General features: G+C 72.4%; 18 protein-coding genes and 1 pseudogene. 14 read left to right on the forward strand and 5 right to left on the reverse strand.

The features are described from left to right. Window positions 1-85: 85 nt before the first annotated feature. Both ACZ501_RS32070 and ACZ501_RS32075 read right to left on the reverse strand, forming a co-directional pair. Window positions 86-577, reverse strand: coding sequence for a DUF3515 family protein (locus ACZ501_RS32070; protein ID WP_468800142.1), 492 nt, complete (start codon window positions 575-577; stop codon window positions 86-88). A 23-nt stretch (window positions 578-600) separates the two neighbouring features. Then, the gene (locus ACZ501_RS32075; protein WP_007266792.1) at window positions 601-834 is read right to left on the reverse strand and encodes an Lrp/AsnC ligand binding domain-containing protein; all 234 of its coding nucleotides are present in this window, start codon (window positions 832-834) and stop codon (window positions 601-603) included. A gap of 245 nt (window positions 835-1,079) precedes the next feature. On the opposite strand from ACZ501_RS32075, the gene ACZ501_RS32080 reads away from it, so the two are divergent. Further along, on the forward strand, window positions 1,080-2,060 hold the full coding sequence (locus ACZ501_RS32080; protein ID WP_361605172.1) for a thiamine-phosphate kinase: 981 nt from the start codon (window positions 1,080-1,082) through the stop codon (window positions 2,058-2,060). After that, on the forward strand, window positions 2,057-2,875 hold the full coding sequence (gene thiD, locus ACZ501_RS32085) for a bifunctional hydroxymethylpyrimidine kinase/phosphomethylpyrimidine kinase (protein WP_361605169.1): 819 nt from the start codon (window positions 2,057-2,059) through the stop codon (window positions 2,873-2,875). The genes ACZ501_RS32080 and thiD overlap by 4 nt, the downstream gene beginning before the upstream one ends. A 136-nt stretch (window positions 2,876-3,011) precedes the next feature. On the opposite strand, the gene rpmB is transcribed toward thiD, so the two are convergent. Next, the gene (gene rpmB, locus ACZ501_RS32090) at window positions 3,012-3,197 is read right to left on the reverse strand and encodes a 50S ribosomal protein L28 (protein ID WP_007266795.1); all 186 of its coding nucleotides are present in this window, start codon (window positions 3,195-3,197) and stop codon (window positions 3,012-3,014) included. Between the two features lie 241 nt (window positions 3,198-3,438). Here rpmB and ACZ501_RS32095 point away from each other — a divergent pair, with 241 nt between their 5' ends. The 9 genes and pseudogenes from ACZ501_RS32095 to mutM all read left to right on the forward strand — a co-directional run bounded on the left by ACZ501_RS32095 (window position 3,439) and on the right by mutM (window position 12,363). Then, on the forward strand, window positions 3,439-5,088 hold the full coding sequence (locus ACZ501_RS32095; RefSeq protein WP_468800144.1) for a DAK2 domain-containing protein: 1,650 nt from the start codon (window positions 3,439-3,441) through the stop codon (window positions 5,086-5,088). Between the two features lie 26 nt (window positions 5,089-5,114). Then, window positions 5,115-7,319 carry an ATP-dependent DNA helicase RecG gene (gene recG, locus ACZ501_RS32100; protein ID WP_361605162.1) on the forward strand — a complete coding sequence of 735 codons (2,205 nt, stop codon included), beginning with the start codon at window positions 5,115-5,117 and terminating at the stop codon, window positions 7,317-7,319. A 39-nt stretch (window positions 7,320-7,358) separates the two neighbouring features. After that, window positions 7,359-7,943, forward strand: a pseudogene (gene rsmD, locus ACZ501_RS32105) (16S rRNA (guanine(966)-N(2))-methyltransferase RsmD); the annotation flags it as partial. Between the two features lie 14 nt (window positions 7,944-7,957). Then, window positions 7,958-8,437, forward strand: a complete 480-nt coding sequence (gene coaD, locus ACZ501_RS32110) for a pantetheine-phosphate adenylyltransferase (protein ID WP_361605190.1) — start codon at window positions 7,958-7,960, stop codon at window positions 8,435-8,437. A 103-nt stretch (window positions 8,438-8,540) separates the two neighbouring features. Next, window positions 8,541-9,596: an ATP synthase F0 subunit B gene (locus ACZ501_RS32115; protein ID WP_468800146.1), complete on the forward strand. Its 1,056-nt coding sequence runs from the start codon at window positions 8,541-8,543 to the stop codon at window positions 9,594-9,596. 140 nt (window positions 9,597-9,736) lie between these two features. Continuing rightward, window positions 9,737-10,387, forward strand: a complete 651-nt coding sequence (locus tag ACZ501_RS32120) for a YceD family protein (RefSeq protein ID WP_361605187.1) — start codon at window positions 9,737-9,739, stop codon at window positions 10,385-10,387. A 2-nt stretch (window positions 10,388-10,389) separates the two neighbouring features. Further along, window positions 10,390-10,563, forward strand: coding sequence for a 50S ribosomal protein L32 (gene rpmF, locus ACZ501_RS32125; RefSeq protein WP_003965982.1), 174 nt, complete (start codon window positions 10,390-10,392; stop codon window positions 10,561-10,563). Window positions 10,564-10,582: 19 nt separating this feature from the next. Continuing rightward, the gene (gene rnc / locus ACZ501_RS32130) at window positions 10,583-11,404 is read left to right on the forward strand and encodes a ribonuclease III (protein WP_361605155.1); all 822 of its coding nucleotides are present in this window, start codon (window positions 10,583-10,585) and stop codon (window positions 11,402-11,404) included. Between the two features lie 89 nt (window positions 11,405-11,493). Continuing rightward, on the forward strand, window positions 11,494-12,363 hold the full coding sequence (mutM, locus tag ACZ501_RS32135; protein WP_361605152.1) for a bifunctional DNA-formamidopyrimidine glycosylase/DNA-(apurinic or apyrimidinic site) lyase: 870 nt from the start codon (window positions 11,494-11,496) through the stop codon (window positions 12,361-12,363). Here the strand turns inward: mutM and ACZ501_RS32140 are convergent. Further along, window positions 12,336-12,740 (reverse strand): winged helix-turn-helix transcriptional regulator, encoded by a 405-nt coding sequence (locus tag ACZ501_RS32140; RefSeq protein WP_361605149.1) that lies wholly within the window; start codon window positions 12,738-12,740, stop codon window positions 12,336-12,338. The two genes, mutM and ACZ501_RS32140, sit on opposite strands and share 28 nt — an antisense overlap. A gap of 130 nt (window positions 12,741-12,870) precedes the next feature. On the opposite strand from ACZ501_RS32140, the gene ACZ501_RS32145 reads away from it, so the two are divergent. Continuing rightward, window positions 12,871-13,482: a flavodoxin family protein gene (locus ACZ501_RS32145; protein ID WP_361605146.1), complete on the forward strand. Its 612-nt coding sequence runs from the start codon at window positions 12,871-12,873 to the stop codon at window positions 13,480-13,482. Window positions 13,483-13,572: 90 nt separating this feature from the next. Here the strand turns inward: ACZ501_RS32145 and ACZ501_RS32150 are convergent, their stop codons facing one another. After that, window positions 13,573-14,457: a CAP domain-containing protein gene (locus ACZ501_RS32150; protein ID WP_361605143.1), complete on the reverse strand. Its 885-nt coding sequence runs from the start codon at window positions 14,455-14,457 to the stop codon at window positions 13,573-13,575. Window positions 14,458-14,589: 132 nt separating this feature from the next. On the opposite strand from ACZ501_RS32150, the gene ACZ501_RS32155 reads away from it, so the two are divergent. Together ACZ501_RS32155 and ACZ501_RS32160 are read left to right on the forward strand one after the other, a co-directional pair. Further along, the gene (locus ACZ501_RS32155; RefSeq protein ID WP_361605140.1) at window positions 14,590-14,871 is read left to right on the forward strand and encodes an acylphosphatase; all 282 of its coding nucleotides are present in this window, start codon (window positions 14,590-14,592) and stop codon (window positions 14,869-14,871) included. Window positions 14,872-15,245: 374 nt separating this feature from the next. Continuing rightward, window positions 15,246-15,458 carry a hypothetical protein gene (locus tag ACZ501_RS32160; protein ID WP_361605137.1) on the forward strand — a complete coding sequence of 71 codons (213 nt, stop codon included), beginning with the start codon at window positions 15,246-15,248 and terminating at the stop codon, window positions 15,456-15,458. Window positions 15,459-15,554 lie beyond the last annotated feature (96 nt).

A 15,554-nucleotide genomic window follows, 5' to 3' on the forward strand; every position in this document is an offset into this window, starting at 1 on the left:
GCCGACCGCCCGCCGGGAGCCCCTCTTTCGAGGGGCACGCCGGCGGGCGGCGGTGTGAGCGCGGAGGGCACGGGGAGCCCGGCGGTCAGTACGAGGAGATCCCCACCGGGACGGTCCTGGCCACGGCGCCGGACAGGCCGACCAGCATGCCCGCGTCCGTGACATGCTCCTTGGAGACCCGGACCTCCGTGTACGCCAGCCGCGCCCCGGTGGTGAACCGCAGACCGCCCCCCTCGGGCTTCTCCACCAGCCAGGCGACGCCGTCGACCTCGACGCCGTCCTGCTGGGGATCCGCCATCTTGGGGGGTTTGGGGATACCGCACCGCAGTACGATCGCCGAGCCGCCCCACGCGGCGGTCAGACCGGACTCCGGTGAGGTCGCGGTCCGCGCCAGTCCGTCCACCGTCTCCGGGAGCTCCTCGTGCAGAGCCGCACAGAGCTTCGCGACCGCGGCGGGCGGAGCGGGCGGCGGATCCACCCGGGCTCCGGAATCCCCCGGGGCACAGCCCGCGAGGGCCAGGGCGGCCACGGCGGGCAGGGCCAGTACACGGAGGGGCCGGCGGTGCGGCAATGACATCACCGGCCAAGAGTAGACGGGGGCTACAGATGGACCACCGGGCAGGTCAGGGTGCGGGTGATCCCCTCCACCTGCTGCACCTTGGCGACCACCATGCGGCCGAGATCGTCGACGGTGTCGGCCTGGGCGCGCACGATCACGTCGTACGGCCCCGTCACGTCCTCGGCCTGGATCACCCCCGCGATCTTGGAGATGGACTCGGCGACGACCGACGCCTTGCCCACCTCGGTCTGGATGAGGATGTACGCCTGTACCACGGAACCTCCAGGGCGGCCACGAGGATCATTTCCCCTAACCTTCGGATGGGCCCGGGGACATCGGGCGGGCCCGGGGAAGAAGGGACGCCACGGTACCGCGTCGCCGCGTGCCACGGGGAGACCCGGGGGCCCGGCGCCGCGCACGGCGGGGCGTACGCAGAGCAGAAGTTGACCTATCTGTTGACGGTACCCAGAGCTGTGACGGCTCGCGACCGCAAGCGGACTTGCCAAGAAGGGGCACAGCGATGAAGGGCACTGTGGGCGAGCTGGGGGAGTTCGGGCTCATTCGGGAGCTCACCTCACGGCTCACCACCACCCCGGCGGTCCGGCTCGGACCCGGCGACGACGCCGCGGTGGTGTCGGCCCCCGACCGGAGGGTCGTGGCGAGCACGGACATCCTGCTGGAGGGCAGGCACTTCCGGCGCGACTGGTCCACCGCCTACGACGTCGGCCGCAAGGCGGCCGCGCAGAACCTGGCCGACATCGCCGCCATGGGCGCGGTGCCCACCGCGCTGCTGCTCGGCCTCGTCGTCCCGGCCGAGCTGCCGGTCACCTGGCCGACCGAGCTGATGGACGGCATCCGCGACGAATGCCAGGTCGCGGGCGCCGCCGTGGTCGGCGGGGACGTCGTGCGCGGCGACACCATCACCGTCTCCATCACCGCCCTGGGCGACCTGCGCAACCACGAGCCCGTCCTGCGCTCCGGCGCCCAGCCCGGCGACGTCGTCGCCGTCACCGGCTGGCTCGGCTGGTCCGCGGCGGGCTTTGCGGTGCTCTCCCGCGGCTTCCGCTCCCCGCGGGCGTTCGTCGAGGCGCACCGCCGCCCCGAACCGCCCTACCATGCGGGCCCCGCGGCCGCCGGGCTCGGCGCCACCGCCATGACCGACGTCAGCGACGGCCTGATCGCCGACCTGGGGCACATCGCCGAGGCCAGCAAGGTCCGCATCGACCTGCGCTCGGGGGCCGTGGACATCCCGACCCAGATGCACGACATCGGCCAGGCCGTCGGCGTGGACCCGCTCCAGTGGGTGCTCACCGGCGGAGAGGACCACGCCATCGTGGCCACCTTCCCGCCCGACGTGAAGCTCCCGGCCCGCTGGAAGGTCATCGGCTCCGTCCAGCACCGCTCCGCGCTGCCCCAGGTGACCGTCGACGGCGCCCCCTGGACCAGCACCGGCGGCTGGGACCACTTCGGCGCCGACCCGGCCGCCGAGGAGACCCCGTGAGCACCGCCGGGTCCTCCGGGGCCGCGCCGCCGCGCTGCCTGACCGTCGCCGGATCCGACTCCGGCGGCGGCGCCGGCATCCAGGCCGACCTCAAGACCATGCTGGCGCTCGGCGTGCACGGCATGAGCGTGGTCACCGCCGTGACCGCCCAGAACTCGCTCGGGGTGCGCGGGGTCTGGGAGCTGCCCGCCGAGGCCGTCACGGCCCAGTACAGGGCCGTGGCGGACGACATCGGCGTCCAGGCCGTCAAGACCGGGATGCTGTCCTCCGCCGTGCTGGTGGAGACGGTGGCGGGGCTGCTGGCCGGCACTCGCGCCCCGGTGGTCGTGGACCCCGTGGGGGTCTCCAAGCACGGGGACCCGCTGCTCGCCGCCTCGGCACTGGACGCCGTACGCGGGGAACTGCTGCCCCGGGCCACGGTGGCGACGCCGAACCTGGACGAGGTGGCGCAGCTCACGGGGCTCGCCGTCGAGAGCGAGGACGACATGCGGCGGGCCGCCGACGCCGTCCTCGGCTACGGGCCCCGGTGGGCGCTGATCAAAGGCGGCCACCTCGCGGCGCACGGCGGCCAGGCCGTGGACCTGCTCAGCGACGGCTCCGAGGAGCTGTGGCTGCGGGCGCCCCGGCACGACAACCGGCACACCCACGGCACCGGCTGCACGCTCGCGAGCGCGATCGCGGCCGGCCTGGCCCGGGGACTCGCCGTCCCCGCGGCCGTCACGGCGGCCAAGGAGTACGTCACCGGCGCCATCGCCGCCGGCTTCGCGCTCGGCGGCGGCATCGGCCCGGTGGACCACGCCTGGCGGTGGCGCTGAGCCGCAGGCGTACCCCGACGGTCAGGCGCGGCCGCCCGTCAGGCGTGCCCGCCGGACAAGGCAAAAGGCCGGTTCACCAGAGGTGAACCGGCCTTCTTGGCAACCGGAAAGAGCTGCGCTACGACGACGGGAGGCGTCAGCGCGAGACCTTGCCGGCCTTGATGCACGAGGTGCAGGCGTTGAGGCGCTTCGGCGTCCCATTGACCACGGCACGGACGCGCTGGATGTTCGGGTTCCAGCGACGCGAGGTGCGGCGGTGCGAGTGGGAGATGTTGTTGCCGAAGCTCGGCCCCTTGGCGCAAACGTCGCAGTTGGCAGCCACAGGTCACTCCAAGACTTCAGATGCAATTACGGTGGAATCCGGCGCACCGGAATCAGAGATCTGAAGTGGCTTGCCGGACGAATGACCCGACTCTCGACGGGCAACCTGAGCAGCATACAACGACTGCTTGGGTCCGAGAAAACTACCATGACGGGGCACACCTCCGCCCCGGGCGCCCGAAGCGGAGGCCCCCCTTCGTTACCCTGCGGTGAACCCCGGCCCGCACAAGGAGGAACGCCCGGTGGCCCACGAGCCTGGCCCGCACACCCTCGACGCCGACGCGGTGCGCACCTGGAGCTCGCTGGCCCTGGCCGCACTGGGCCGGGCCCGCGAGGACATCGACGCGATCAACGTCTACCCGGTCGCGGACGCCGACACCGGAACCAACCTCTACCTCACCGCCGAAGCCGCCGCCCGGGCCCTGGACGAGTCCCTCGCCGGGGTGACGGAAGGCACAGCGGCCCCCGCCACCCTCGCCGCGGCCGTACGGGCCTACGCGCACGGCGCCCTCATAGGCGCCCGGGGCAACTCCGGGACCATTCTCGCCCAGCTGCTGCGCGGAGTCGCCGACGTCCTGGGCGCCGGCCCCGCCGGCCGCGCCTCGGGCCCGCTGCTCGCCCGGGCCCTGACCCGCGCCGCCGAGGAGGCCTACCGGGCCGTCGCGCACCCGGTCGAGGGCACCATGCTCACCGTCGCCGCGGCCGCCGCCCGCGCCGCGGCCGCCGCCGGGACCGCCGCCACCGCCGCCGAGGTCGCCCGCGCCGCCTACGACGGGGCCCGCGCGGCCCTCGCCGAGACCCCGGGGCAGCTGCCCGCCCTCGGGAAGGCCGGGGTGGTCGACGCCGGGGGCTGCGGACTGGTCGCCGTACTCGGCGCCCTGTGGCAGGCGCTGTCCGGCCGGGAACCCGCCGCCGAGCCCGTACGCGGCCCCGCCGTGCCCCTGCCCGTACCGCTGGACCCCGAGCCGTGCGAGCACGGGCAGGACGGCCCCGCGTACGAGGTGGTCTACCTGCTGGAGGCCTCCGACGAGGCCGTCGACGCGCTGCGCACCGCCCTCGACGCGCTCGGCGACTCCCTGGTGGTCGTCGGCGGCGACGGGCTGTGGAACGTCCACGTGCACGTCGACGACCCCGGCGCCGCCGTCGAGGCCGGGGTCGTCGCCGGGCGGCCCCACCGGATCCGCATCACCCACTTCGGCGACCAGCGCCGCCGCGCCACCGCCCCCCGCGCCCAGCGGGGCGTGGTCGCGGTCGTCCCGGGCGAGGGGCTGGCCACCCTGTGCGGCGAGGCCGGCGCCACCACCGTGCTGGCCCGCCCCGGGGAGCAGCCCGCCGCCGCAGAGCTGCTCGACGCCGTCCGCCGGGCACACGCCCGCGAGGTCGTCCTGCTGCCCGGCTGCCCGGAGCTGCGCGCCGCCGCCGCGGCCGCCGCCGAACAGGCGCGCGCGGAAGGGGTACGGGTGGCCGTCATCCCCACCCGCTCGGCGGTCCAGGGCCTGGCCGCCCTCGCCGTGCACGACCCGGAGGGCAGCTTCGACGAGGACGTCGTCGCCATGACCGCGGCCGCCGGGGCCACCCGCTACGGGGAACTGGCCGTCGCCGAACGGCAGTCCTTCACCTCCGCCGGGATCTGCCAGGCCGGGGACGTCCTCGGGCTCATCGACGGCGACGTCGCCGTCATCGGCGCGGGCTTGCCCGAGACCGCCGAGGCGGTCCTGGACCGCATGCTCGGCTCCGGCGGCGAACTGGTCACCCTCGTCCTGGGACCCGAAGTCCCCGACACCCTCGCCGCGCACCTGGAGGCGTACGTCCAGCACGCGCACCTGGCCGTCGACACGGTCACCTACCGCGGCGGGCGCTACTGCGCGCCCCTGCTCATCGGAGTCGAATAGCAGCCTTGTCACAGGCATGGTGTGCAATGGAACACGTGCCCGCGCTCGACGAAGACCTCAAGAAGACCCTCGGCCCCGCCACCGCCAAGGTGCTGGCCGAGCAGCTCGGCCTGCACACGGCCCTGGACCTGCTCCACCACTACCCCCGGCGGTACGCGGAGCGCGGTGAGCTGACGTCGCTGGCGGACCTCGCCGACCAGCTCGACGAGCACGTCACGGTCGTCGCCCAGGTCGCCGACGCCCGCCTGATGACCTACCAGGGCAGCCGCGGCGGGGGAAAGCGCCTGGAAGTCACCATCACCGACGGCAGCGGCCGCCTCCAGCTGGTCTTCTTCGGCGCCGGCGTCCACAAGCCGCACAAGGAGCTGCTCCCCGGAAGCCGCGCGATGTTCGCCGGCAAGGTGTCGCGCTTCAACCACAAGCTCCAGCTCGCGCACCCGGCCTACGAGCCCCTCGGCGCCGACGCCTCCGACCGGGACGCCGCCACCGCCTTCGCCAACCAGCTGATCCCGATCTACCCCGCCTGCGCCAAGCTGGAGTCCTGGAAGATCGCCAAGTGCGTGGACGCGGTACTGCCCAGCGCCCAGGAGGCCGTCGACCCGCTGCCGCCCGCCCTGCGCGAGGGCCGCGGCCTGGTCCCGCTCACCGAGGCGCTGCTCAAGATCCACCGCCCCGCCACCAAGGCCGACGTCGAGGACGCCCGCCAACGCCTGAAGTGGGACGAGGCCTTCGTCCTCCAGGTCGCCCTGGCCCGCCGCCGGCACGCCGACTCCCAGCTCCCGGCCGTCGCCCGCCGCCCCGCCCCCGGCGGGCTCCTGGACGCCTTCGACGCCAAACTCCCCTTCACCCTCACCGAAGGCCAGCAGACCGTCTCCCGCGAAATCTTCGATGACCTCGCCACCAGCCACCCCATGCACCGCCTCCTCCAGGGCGAAGTGGGCTCCGGGAAGACGATGGTGGCCCTGCGGGCCATGCTCGCCGTCGTCGACTGCGGCGGACAGGCCGCGATGCTCGCCCCCACCGAGGTCCTCGCCCAGCAGCACCACCGCTCGATCACCGAGATGATGGGCGAACTCGCCGAAGGCGGGATGCTGGGCGGCTCCGACCAGGGCACCAAGGTGGTCCTGCTCACCGGCTCCATGGGCACGGCCGCCCGCCGCCAGGCCCTGCTCGACCTGGTCACCGGAGAGGCCGGCGTCGTCATCGGCACGCACGCGCTCATCGAGGACAAGGTGCAGTTCCACGACCTCGGCCTGGTCGTCGTGGACGAACAGCACCGCTTCGGCGTCGAACAGCGCGACGCCCTGCGCTCCAAGGGCAAGCAGCCACCGCACCTGCTGGTGATGACCGCCACCCCGATCCCGCGCACCGTGGCGATGACCGTCTTCGGCGACCTCGAGACCTCCGTCCTCGACCAGCTGCCCGCCGGCCGCTCCCCGATCGCCACCCACGTGGTGCCCGCCAAGGACAAGCCGCACTTCCTCACCCGCGCTTGGGAGCGGGTCCGCGAGGAGGTGGAGAACGGCCACCAGGCGTACGTGGTGTGCCCGCGGATCGGCGACGGCGAGGACGAGGCCGGCAAGAAGAAGGCCTCCGCGGAGGACGAGGCGGAGAAGCGGCCGCCGCTGGCCGTGCTGGAGATCGCCGAGCAGCTCAGCCGCGGACCCCTCGCCGGGCTCGCCGTCGAAGTCCTGCACGGGCGGATGGACCCCGCCGACAAGGACGACGTCATGCGCCGCTTCGCCGCCGGCGAGGTCAAGGTGCTGGTCGCCACCACCGTCATCGAGGTCGGGGTGAACGTCCCCAACTCCACCGTCATGGTGATCATGGACGCGGACCGCTTCGGCGTCTCCCAGCTCCACCAGCTGCGCGGCCGCGTCGGCCGGGGCTCCGCACCGGGCCTGTGCCTGCTGGTCAGCGAGATGCACGAGGCCAGCCCCGCCCGCGCCCGGCTCGCCGCCGTCGCCGCCACCCTCGACGGCTTCGAACTCTCCCGGATCGACCTCGAACAGCGCCGCGAGGGCGACGTCCTCGGCCAGGCCCAGTCGGGCGTGCGCTCCTCGCTGCGGATGCTCGCCGTCATCGAGGACGAGGAGGTCATCGCCCAGGCCCGGGAGGAAGCCGCCCGCGTGGTCGCCGCCGACCCAGAGCTGGAGCACCTCCCCGGCCTGCGCACCGCCCTCGGCGCGCTGCTGGACACCGAGCGGGAGCAGTACCTGGAGAAGGGATGACAATGGGGGTGCCCGTGGTAGCCCCCGAACACCGAAGGACCCCAGATGACCCGCGTGATCGCCGGCACCGCCGGCGGGCGACGGCTGGCCGTGCCGCCCGGCACCGGCACCCGCCCGACCTCCGACCGGATGCGCGAAGGGCTCTTCTCCACCTGGGAGTCCCTGCACGGCGTGCAGGGCGCCCGGGTGCTCGACCTGTACGCGGGCTCCGGCGCGGTCGGCCTGGAGGCCCTCTCCCGCGGCGCCGAGCGGTCGCTGCTGGTCGAGCCCGACGCGAAGGCCGCCAAGGCCATCCGGGACAACATCAAGGCGGTCGGCCTGCCCGGCGCCGAGTTCCGGGCCGGCAAGGCCGAGCAGATCGTCGCGGTCCCGGCGCACGGGGAGCCGTACGACATCGTCTTCCTCGACCCGCCGTACGCCGTGGACCACGGGGAACTGCGGGAGATCCTGATCACACTCCGCTCCAATGGCTGGCTCACCGGCGATGCACTGGTCACCGTGGAACGCAGCACCAGGAGCGGCGCCTTCCCGTGGCCCGACGGCTTCGAGCCGCTCCGTTCGCGGAAGTACGGCGAGGGCACGCTTTGGTACGGTCGCGCCGCCTCCACCAGCGAAGACTCATGAACGAGGGAGTTCAGTTGCGCCGCGCGGTCTGTCCGGGGTCCTTCGACCCCATCCACAACGGACACCTCGACGTCATCGGACGCGCCGCGAGGCTGTACGACGTCGTGCACGTCGCCGTGATGATCAACAAGTCGAAGCAGGGGCTGTTCACCGTCGAGGAGCGGATCGAGCTGATCCGCGAGGCGACCGCCGACTACGGCAACGTCGAGGTCGAGGCCTTCCACGGCCTGCTCGTCGACTTCTGCAAGCAGCGGGACATCCCGGCCATCGTCAAGGGCCTGCGCGCGGTCAGCGACTTCGACTACGAACTCCAGATGGCCCAGATGAACAGGGGCCTGTCCGGCGTCGAGACCCTGTTCGTACCGACCATCCCCACCTACAGCTTCCTGTCGTCCTCCCTGGTCAAGGAGGTCGCGACCTGGGGCGGCGACGTCGCCCACCTGCTGCCCGCGCCCGTGCACGCGGCGCTGACCGAACGGCTGCGCGCCAAGTGACCCCACGACGGACGGGCTGAGCTTTCCCGGCCCGTCCCCCGCGTCCGCCCGGTGGCCCTACAGTCGTCCCGTCAGTCCGAGGCGAAGAGAGCGCGAGCCCCCCATGGACGTACAGAAGAAGCTGGACGAGATCGTCGCGGCCGTCGGCGGCGCCCGCTCCCTGCCGATGTCGGCCTCCTGCGTGATCAACCGTGCGGAGCTCCTCGCGCAGCTCGAAGAGGTACGCAAGGCCCTGCCCGGCTCGCTCGCCCAGGCCCGGGAGCTGATCGGCGGGCGGGAGCAGCTGGTCGAGGAGGCCCGCCGGGAGGCGGAGCGCATCATCGAGACCGCGCACGCCCAGCGCAGCTCGCTGATCTCCGACACCGAGATCGCCCGCCGCTCGCAGGGCGAGGCGGACCGGATCCTGGCGGAGGCCCGCCGCGAGGCCGCGGAGATCAGGGCCGAGGCCGACGACTACGTGGACAGCAAGCTGGCCAACTTCGAGGTCGTGCTCAGCAAGACGATCGGCTCGGTCGACCGCGGCCGGGAGAAGCTGCTGGGCCGCGGTCCCGGCCCGGACGGCCAGGGCCACGACGCCTTCGAGGACACGGACGCCCCCGAGCGCAGCTCCGACCCGCGGACGCAGCGCGAGCAGGCGGACGCGTACGTGGACCGGAAGCTGGCCACCTTCGAGGCGGTGCTCGCCAAGACCCTGGAGGCCGTCGGCCGGGGCCGCCAGAAGCTGCTGGGCCGGGTCCCCACCGACGACCTCGGCGCGCACATGGCCGCGCAGGACGCCGCCGGAGCGCAGGGGGCCCGCCCCTCGAGCGACGCGGACTTCCTCGCCGGACTGGCGGACCCAGGGCCGGAGCCGCTGCCGGTCCCCGCCCAGCCGGAGCCGGTGTACGACACGTACACCGCCTCCTACGCCGCCCCGTATCCCCAGCAGCCGGCCCAGCACCCCGAGCAGGACGCGTACGCCTACCAGGACGCCTACACCGGCTACCCGCAGCAGCCGGACCCGTACGGCGGCTACCTCCAGCAGCCCGACCCGTACGCCGCGTACCAGCAGCCGCAGCAGCCGCAGCACCCCCGGCAGCCGGCGCTCGACGAGACGAGCTTCTTCGACACGAGCATGATCAACCTCGACCAGCTGCGCCAGTACGAACAGGGGCGCTAGGCCCGGATTGGGCTCAGAGCGAAGGGCCGGGTATCCTGGCTGTTCGGTCGCGCGTATGCACCGCGATCCGTGCTGCCCGTACGTGCGGGATACGCGCACCATTCTTTGATCTTCAGCGATCTGTGAAAGCAGGAACGACCCTGAACACCCGCCTCGACCACCGCAACCCCCTCGTGTTCGACACGCACGAGCTGGGTCGGCGTCCTGGTGCCATGCAGCGGTTGTCCTGCGAGGTCGAGACGCCGGCGGACTTCGGTCTCGTCGACGTCATCGGAGTGCCGGAGGGCGCCCCGATGAAGCTCAACCTCCGCCTGGAGTCGGTCATGGAAGGGGTGCTTGTCACAGGCACCGTCCGTGCGTCGGCCGTGGGGGAGTGCGTAAGGTGTCTGGAGACCGTCGAGCGCGAGCTCAAGGCGGACTTCCAGGAGATGTTCTCGTACCCTGACGCCGACGACCGGGGCCGCGCAAAGGCGGAGCCGGCCGACGACGCCGAGGACGACGAGGACACGCTCTTCCTCGAGGACGGCTTGTTCGACCTCGAACCCGTGCTGCGTGACGCGGTGGTGCTCGCACTGCCGATGCAGCCGGTGTGCCGGGAGGACTGTCTCGGACTGTGCCCCGATTGCGGGCTCAGCCTGAACGACGACCCGGAGCACCACCACGACGCCGTCGACATCCGTTGGGCGGCTTTGCAGGAACTCGTCGTGACCGATCAGGACGACGAGAAGGACAACATGAGCGGCACTGCATCTGACGACGTTCAGAGCGCCGCCGAGAAGCAGGAGAAGTAGCCGTGGCTGTTCCGAAGCGGAAGATGTCGCGCAGCAACACGCGCCACCGCCGGTCGCAGTGGAAGGCTGCGGTCCCCACCCTGGTTTCGTGTGAGCGTTGCCAGGAGCCGAAGCTCCAGCACATCGCGTGCCCGAGCTGCGGCACCTACAACAAGCGCCAGGTCCTCGAGGTCTGAGCGGCTGGTGAGAGGCGCAATGTCTGAGCTGTCCAACGCTGAGAAGCAGGCAGACAGTAACAACGCGGCCTCGTCCCACACGCTTCTGGAAGGGCGGCTCGGGTACCGACTCGAGTCCGCCCTTCTGGTGCGTGCGCTGACCCACCGTTCCTACGCGTACGAGAACGGCGGTCTGCCCACCAACGAACGCCTGGAGTTCCTCGGGGACTCCGTGCTGGGCCTGGTGGTCACGGACACGCTGTACACCACCCACCCCGACCTGCCCGAAGGCCAGCTGGCCAAACTGCGGGCCGCGGTGGTCAACTCTCGTGCGCTGGCGGAGGTCGGGCGTGGCCTCGACCTCGGTTCCTTCATCCGGCTCGGCCGGGGTGAAGAGGGCACGGGCGGCCGGGACAAGGCCTCCATCCTCGCCGACACCCTTGAAGCGGTGATCGGCGCGGTCTACCTCGACCAGGGCCTCGACGCGGCCTCGGAGCTGGTCCACCGGCTCTTCGACCCGCTCATCGAGAAGTCCTCCAACCTCGGTGCCGGCCTCGACTGGAAGACCAGTCTCCAGGAGCTCACCGCCGCCGAGGGGCTCGGCGTACCGGAGTACCTGGTCACCGAGACGGGCCCGGACCACGAGAAGACCTTCACTGCTGCCGCCCGCGTCGGTGGTGTCTCGTACGGCACCGGCACCGGCCGCAGCAAGAAGGAAGCGGAGCAGCAGGCCGCGGAGTCCGCCTGGCGCGGCATCCGCGCCGCCGCGGACGAGCGGAAGGCGGCGGAGGCCGCTGCCGCCGCCGCACCGGCACAGGTCGACGGGGCGCCGGCTCCCGCCGACCCGGCGCCGGGCGTCTGACCGCTTTCTTCTACAGTGACCCCGTCGCATCCCGGTGCGGCGGGGTTCGCTGTTTCCCCGTCGTCCTCGCCCCCGTCCAGGAGGAACCCATGCCCGAGCTGCCCGAGGTCGAAGTGGTGCGGCGCGGCCTGGAGCGCTGGGTGGCCGGGCGGACCGTCGAGGCGGTCGAGGTGCTCCACCCCCGGGCCGTACGCCGGCACCTGGCGGGAGGCCCCGACTTCGCGGCGCGCCTGGCCGGCCAGACCATCGGGGTGCCCCGCCGGCGCGGGAAGTACCTGTGGCTGCCCCTGGAGGGGCGGGAGCTCTCCGTCCTCGGCCACCTCGGGATGAGCGGGCAGCTGCTGGTGCAGCCGGCCGGCGCCCCCGACGAGAAGCACCTGCGGATCCGGGTGCGCTTCGCCGACGACGCCGGCACCGAGCTGCGCTTCGTCGACCAGCGCACCTTCGGCGGGCTCTCGCTGCACGAGACCGTCCCCGGCAGCGCCGAGGGGCTGCCGGACGTGATCGCGCACATCGCCCGCGACCCGCTGGACCCGCTCTTCGAGGAGGGTGCCTACCACCTGGCGCTCCGCGCGAAGCGCACCACCGTCAAGCGGGCGCTGCTGGACCAGTCGCTGATCAGCGGGGTCGGCAACATCTACGCCGACGAGGCACTGTGGCGCGCGAGACTGCACTACGAGCGCCCCACCGCCACCCTCACCCGCCCCCGGAGCGCGGAACTCCTGACCCATGTCCGGGAGGTCATGAACGCCGCCCTCGCCGTCGGCGGCACCAGCTTCGACAGCCTGTACGTCAACGTGAACGGCGAGTCCGGCTACTTCGACCGGTCCCTCGACGCGTACGGGCGCGAGGGCGAGCCATGCCGCCGCTGCGGTACGCCGATGCGGCGGCGGGCGTGGATGAACCGGTCCAGCTTCTTCTGCCCGCGCTGTCAGCGGCCGCCGCGCGCGGCGTCGTAGGACTCCCGGGAGGCGATGACCTCGGCCATGCTGCCCTCCACGAAGTGGATCAGGGCGAGCAGCCGGTCGGCGACCTCGCAGCCCAGGGGGGTCAGCTCGTAGTCCACGCGGGGCGGGTTGGTCGGCTGCGCCTCGCGGTGGACGATGCCGTCGCGCTCCAGGGCGTGGAGGGTCTGGGAGAGCATCTTCTCGCTCACGCCCTCGACCCGGCGGCGCAGCTCGTTGAAGCGGCACGGGCCCTCGCGCAGCGCGCCCACGGTGAGGCTTCCCCAGCGGCCCGTGACGTGCTCCAGGGTTTCCCGCGAGGGGCAGGTGCGCGCGAAGACGTCGAAGGCCAGGTCGGCCGGGAGGGCTCCGGTACAGGCGGGCTTCTGCATACGACAAGCGTACTCCGAGGGAGCGCTAACTTTCTGCTTGCGCTTTCTAAAAGTTAGTGCTTACCTTTCCTCAGCGTCGCTTTGCGCCGGTCGCACCGCGCCGCCCCCCACGCTCTTGAGGAGAACAGCCATGTCCGCGCACACCGCCACCCCCGTCGTCTCCATCGCCTACCACTCCGGATACGGCCACACCGCCGTCGTCGCCGAGGCCGTCCGGGCCGGCGCCGCCGCCACGGGGGCCACGGTCCACCTGATCAAGGTCGACGAGATCGGCGAGGCCGAGTGGGACCTGCTCGACGGGTCCGACGCGATCATCTTCGGTTCGCCGACCTACATGGGCACCGCGTCCGGCGCCTTCCACGTCTTCGCCGAGGCCACCTCGAAGCGCTGGTTCGGCGACGCGTGGCAGGACAAGGTCGCCGCGGGCTTCACCAACTCCGCCTCCAAGGCCGGCGACAAGCTGAACACCCTGCAGTACTTCCAGATGCTGGCCTCGCAGCACGGCATGAGCTGGGTCAACCTGGGTCTGAAGCCGGGCTGGAACTCCACCGCCGGCACCGAGTTCGACCTCAACCGCCTCGGCTTCTCCTCCGGCGCGGCCGCCCAGACCAACTCCGACGAGGGTCCGGAGGGCGTCCACAAGGCCGACATCGCCACCGCCGAGCACCTCGGCCGGCGCGTCGCCGAGCACACCCGCGTGGTCCTGGCGGGCCGGGCGGCCCTGGCGGTGGCCGCGGTCTGAGCGCCGCGCCGCTCCGGCGGCCGGCCGGGAGCTCCCCGGCGGCCCGGACATCCCCGTGTCGGCCCGGGAAGCCCCCGGGCGGCCGGGCCGTCAGAAGCCGAAGTCCTGCGTCCACCAGGGGCCGCCCGAGGCGAAGTGGACGCCCACGCCCAGGGTGCGGAATTCGCAGTTGAGGATGTTCGCCTTATGGCCCGGGCTGTTCATCCAGGCCTGCATCACCGACTTCGCGTCCCCCTGGCCGCGCGCGATGTTCTCGCCGCCCATGCCGGAGATGCCCGCGTTCTGGGCCCGCTGCCACGGAGTGTTCCCGTCCGGGTCGGTGTGGTCGAAGAAGCCCCGTACAGCCATGTCCTTGCTGAAGGCACCGGCCAGCGCCGCCAGCGGCGGGTTCGCCCGCACCGGGACGCACCCGGCCTGGGCGCGCTCCTGGTTCACCAGTGCGAGCACCTCTGCCTCCTCGGCGGAGTGCCCGTCGGTCGCCGGCGGGGCCGGCGGCTTCGGCGCCGCCGGGGGCTTCGGGGCGACCGGCTCGGGAGCCACGGGCTTGGGGGCCACGGGCTTCGGGGCGGCCGGAGCCGCACTCTTCGCCGGGGCCTTGGGAGAGGCCGAGGGCGAGGGGGACGCCGACGGTGACGCCGACGGGGAGGGCGGGGCGGACGGGCTGGGGGAGGCCGAGGGGGCCGTCCGGGACGCGCTCGCCTCGGGGGCGGCGGAGGCCCGGCCCGACAGGTTGGCCAGGCCGTTCGGCTGCTCGGCCCCGCCGCCGGCGGGGGTGGGGGAGGGCTCGGCCCGGGCCTCGGTCTTCTCGCCGGAGCCCGTTCCGACGTACGGGAAGGAGCCGCCGACCGGGACGAACCCGGTCGTCACGGCCGCCGTACCGAGGGCCACCGCCACCGCGCCGCCGAGCAGCCCGGTACGCACGGCGGTGCGCTTGGCGCCGCGCCGAGGTGCGGCGTGCAGTCGGTGGCGTCCCATGGGTGCCGTGCCTTCCCTTTGCAAGATCAACGTTTGCTCACCCGAACGGGTGAGTCATTGGTGGGGGACTGTAGCCCATGGGCCCAGGGGGGTGACGTGCTGCGAAACCCTTTGCCCGGTTAGCGTTCTTGCATGAATGAAGATGTCCGCATGACCGCCTGGGTGCGCGGCCGTGTACAGGGAGTGGGCTTCCGCTGGTTCACCAGGGCCAATGCTCTGGAGATCGGCGGAGTGGCCGGCTTCGCGCTCAACCTCGACGACGGCCGAGTGCAGGTGGTGGCGGAAGGTCAACGTGAGAATTGCCACCGGCTGCTGGACTGGCTCCGCTCCTCCGACACGCCCGGCCGGGTGGACGGAGTGACAGAGATCTGGGGCACACCGCGCGGCGGCTACGACGGCTTCGAGATCCGGTGAGCGAGCGACCGGTCAGGGACGGATCAGGCCTCCGGAAGGTCCGCACCCGGTCGGATCTGCGCATTCGCCGCCGAGGCGTTGCCGCGGCCGGACATCCGTGGAAGGCTCGGAGGCGAAGCGGATCTCTCCGCCCCTCGCGCGGACCGGGCCGCCCGCCGATACGGGGCGTGATCGTGTTGACCGTCAAACTTTTTGGTGAGACGCTGGAAGCCCCGCGCACCTGAGCTGTTTGGCAGTGCTGGCAGTAGGCAGTTTGAGCAAGACAAGGCGCGCAGTGACTGGCTACTGGTTGTCGCTGTCGGACATCCGCGGGTGCGATTCCCTCACGACCCACACCGCTTCGGTCGGTCACTCAGTGTGGAGGACCATCCATCATGGCAAAGGCGCTTCTCGGTTACGTCGGCGGTTCCGACCCGCGACTCCTCGCCGAGATGCGACGGCTTCAGCAGCGCGTCCAGGACCTCGAGTCCGAGCTCGGACGGATCCAGTCCGAGAACGACGCACTGACCGCGGCCGCCGCTCAGCACGGAGACTCGGTGCTCGACAGCATCGTGGACGTATCCAAGGCGGAGCCTGCGCTCACCTAGTCCGCGCTCACCCGTCGTTCGACTCCAGCCCCGAATGATCTGCAAGGGACGCCTCGGCGTCCCTTCTTTCTTTCCCCGGGCTTTCCCCGGAGTCCT

This window comes from Streptomyces sp. NPDC034085 (assembly GCF_055575555.1).

Bases quoted from the DNA above. Each gene is read 5' to 3' on its own strand.
- ACZ501_RS32080 (WP_361605172.1), top strand. From the start codon at position 1,080: ATGAAGGGCACTGTGGGCGAGCTGGGGGAGTTCGGGCTCATTCGGGAG.
- mutM (WP_361605152.1), top strand. From the start codon at position 11,494: ATGCCCGAGCTGCCCGAGGTCGAAGTGGTGCGGCGCGGCCTGGAGCGC.
- ACZ501_RS32150 (WP_361605143.1), bottom strand. From the start codon at position 14,457: ATGGGACGCCACCGACTGCACGCCGCACCTCGGCGCGGCGCCAAGCGC.
- ACZ501_RS32140 (WP_361605149.1), bottom strand. From the start codon at position 12,740: ATGCAGAAGCCCGCCTGTACCGGAGCCCTCCCGGCCGACCTGGCCTTC.
- recG (WP_361605162.1), top strand. From the start codon at position 5,115: ATGGAACACGTGCCCGCGCTCGACGAAGACCTCAAGAAGACCCTCGGC.
- ACZ501_RS32145 (WP_361605146.1), top strand. From the start codon at position 12,871: ATGTCCGCGCACACCGCCACCCCCGTCGTCTCCATCGCCTACCACTCC.
- rnc (WP_361605155.1), top strand. From the start codon at position 10,583: ATGTCTGAGCTGTCCAACGCTGAGAAGCAGGCAGACAGTAACAACGCG.
- ACZ501_RS32155 (WP_361605140.1), top strand. From the start codon at position 14,590: ATGAATGAAGATGTCCGCATGACCGCCTGGGTGCGCGGCCGTGTACAG.
- ACZ501_RS32115 (WP_468800146.1), top strand. From the start codon at position 8,541: ATGGACGTACAGAAGAAGCTGGACGAGATCGTCGCGGCCGTCGGCGGC.
- ACZ501_RS32160 (WP_361605137.1), top strand. From the start codon at position 15,246: ATGGCAAAGGCGCTTCTCGGTTACGTCGGCGGTTCCGACCCGCGACTC.
- ACZ501_RS32070 (WP_468800142.1), bottom strand. From the start codon at position 577: ATGTCATTGCCGCACCGCCGGCCCCTCCGTGTACTGGCCCTGCCCGCC.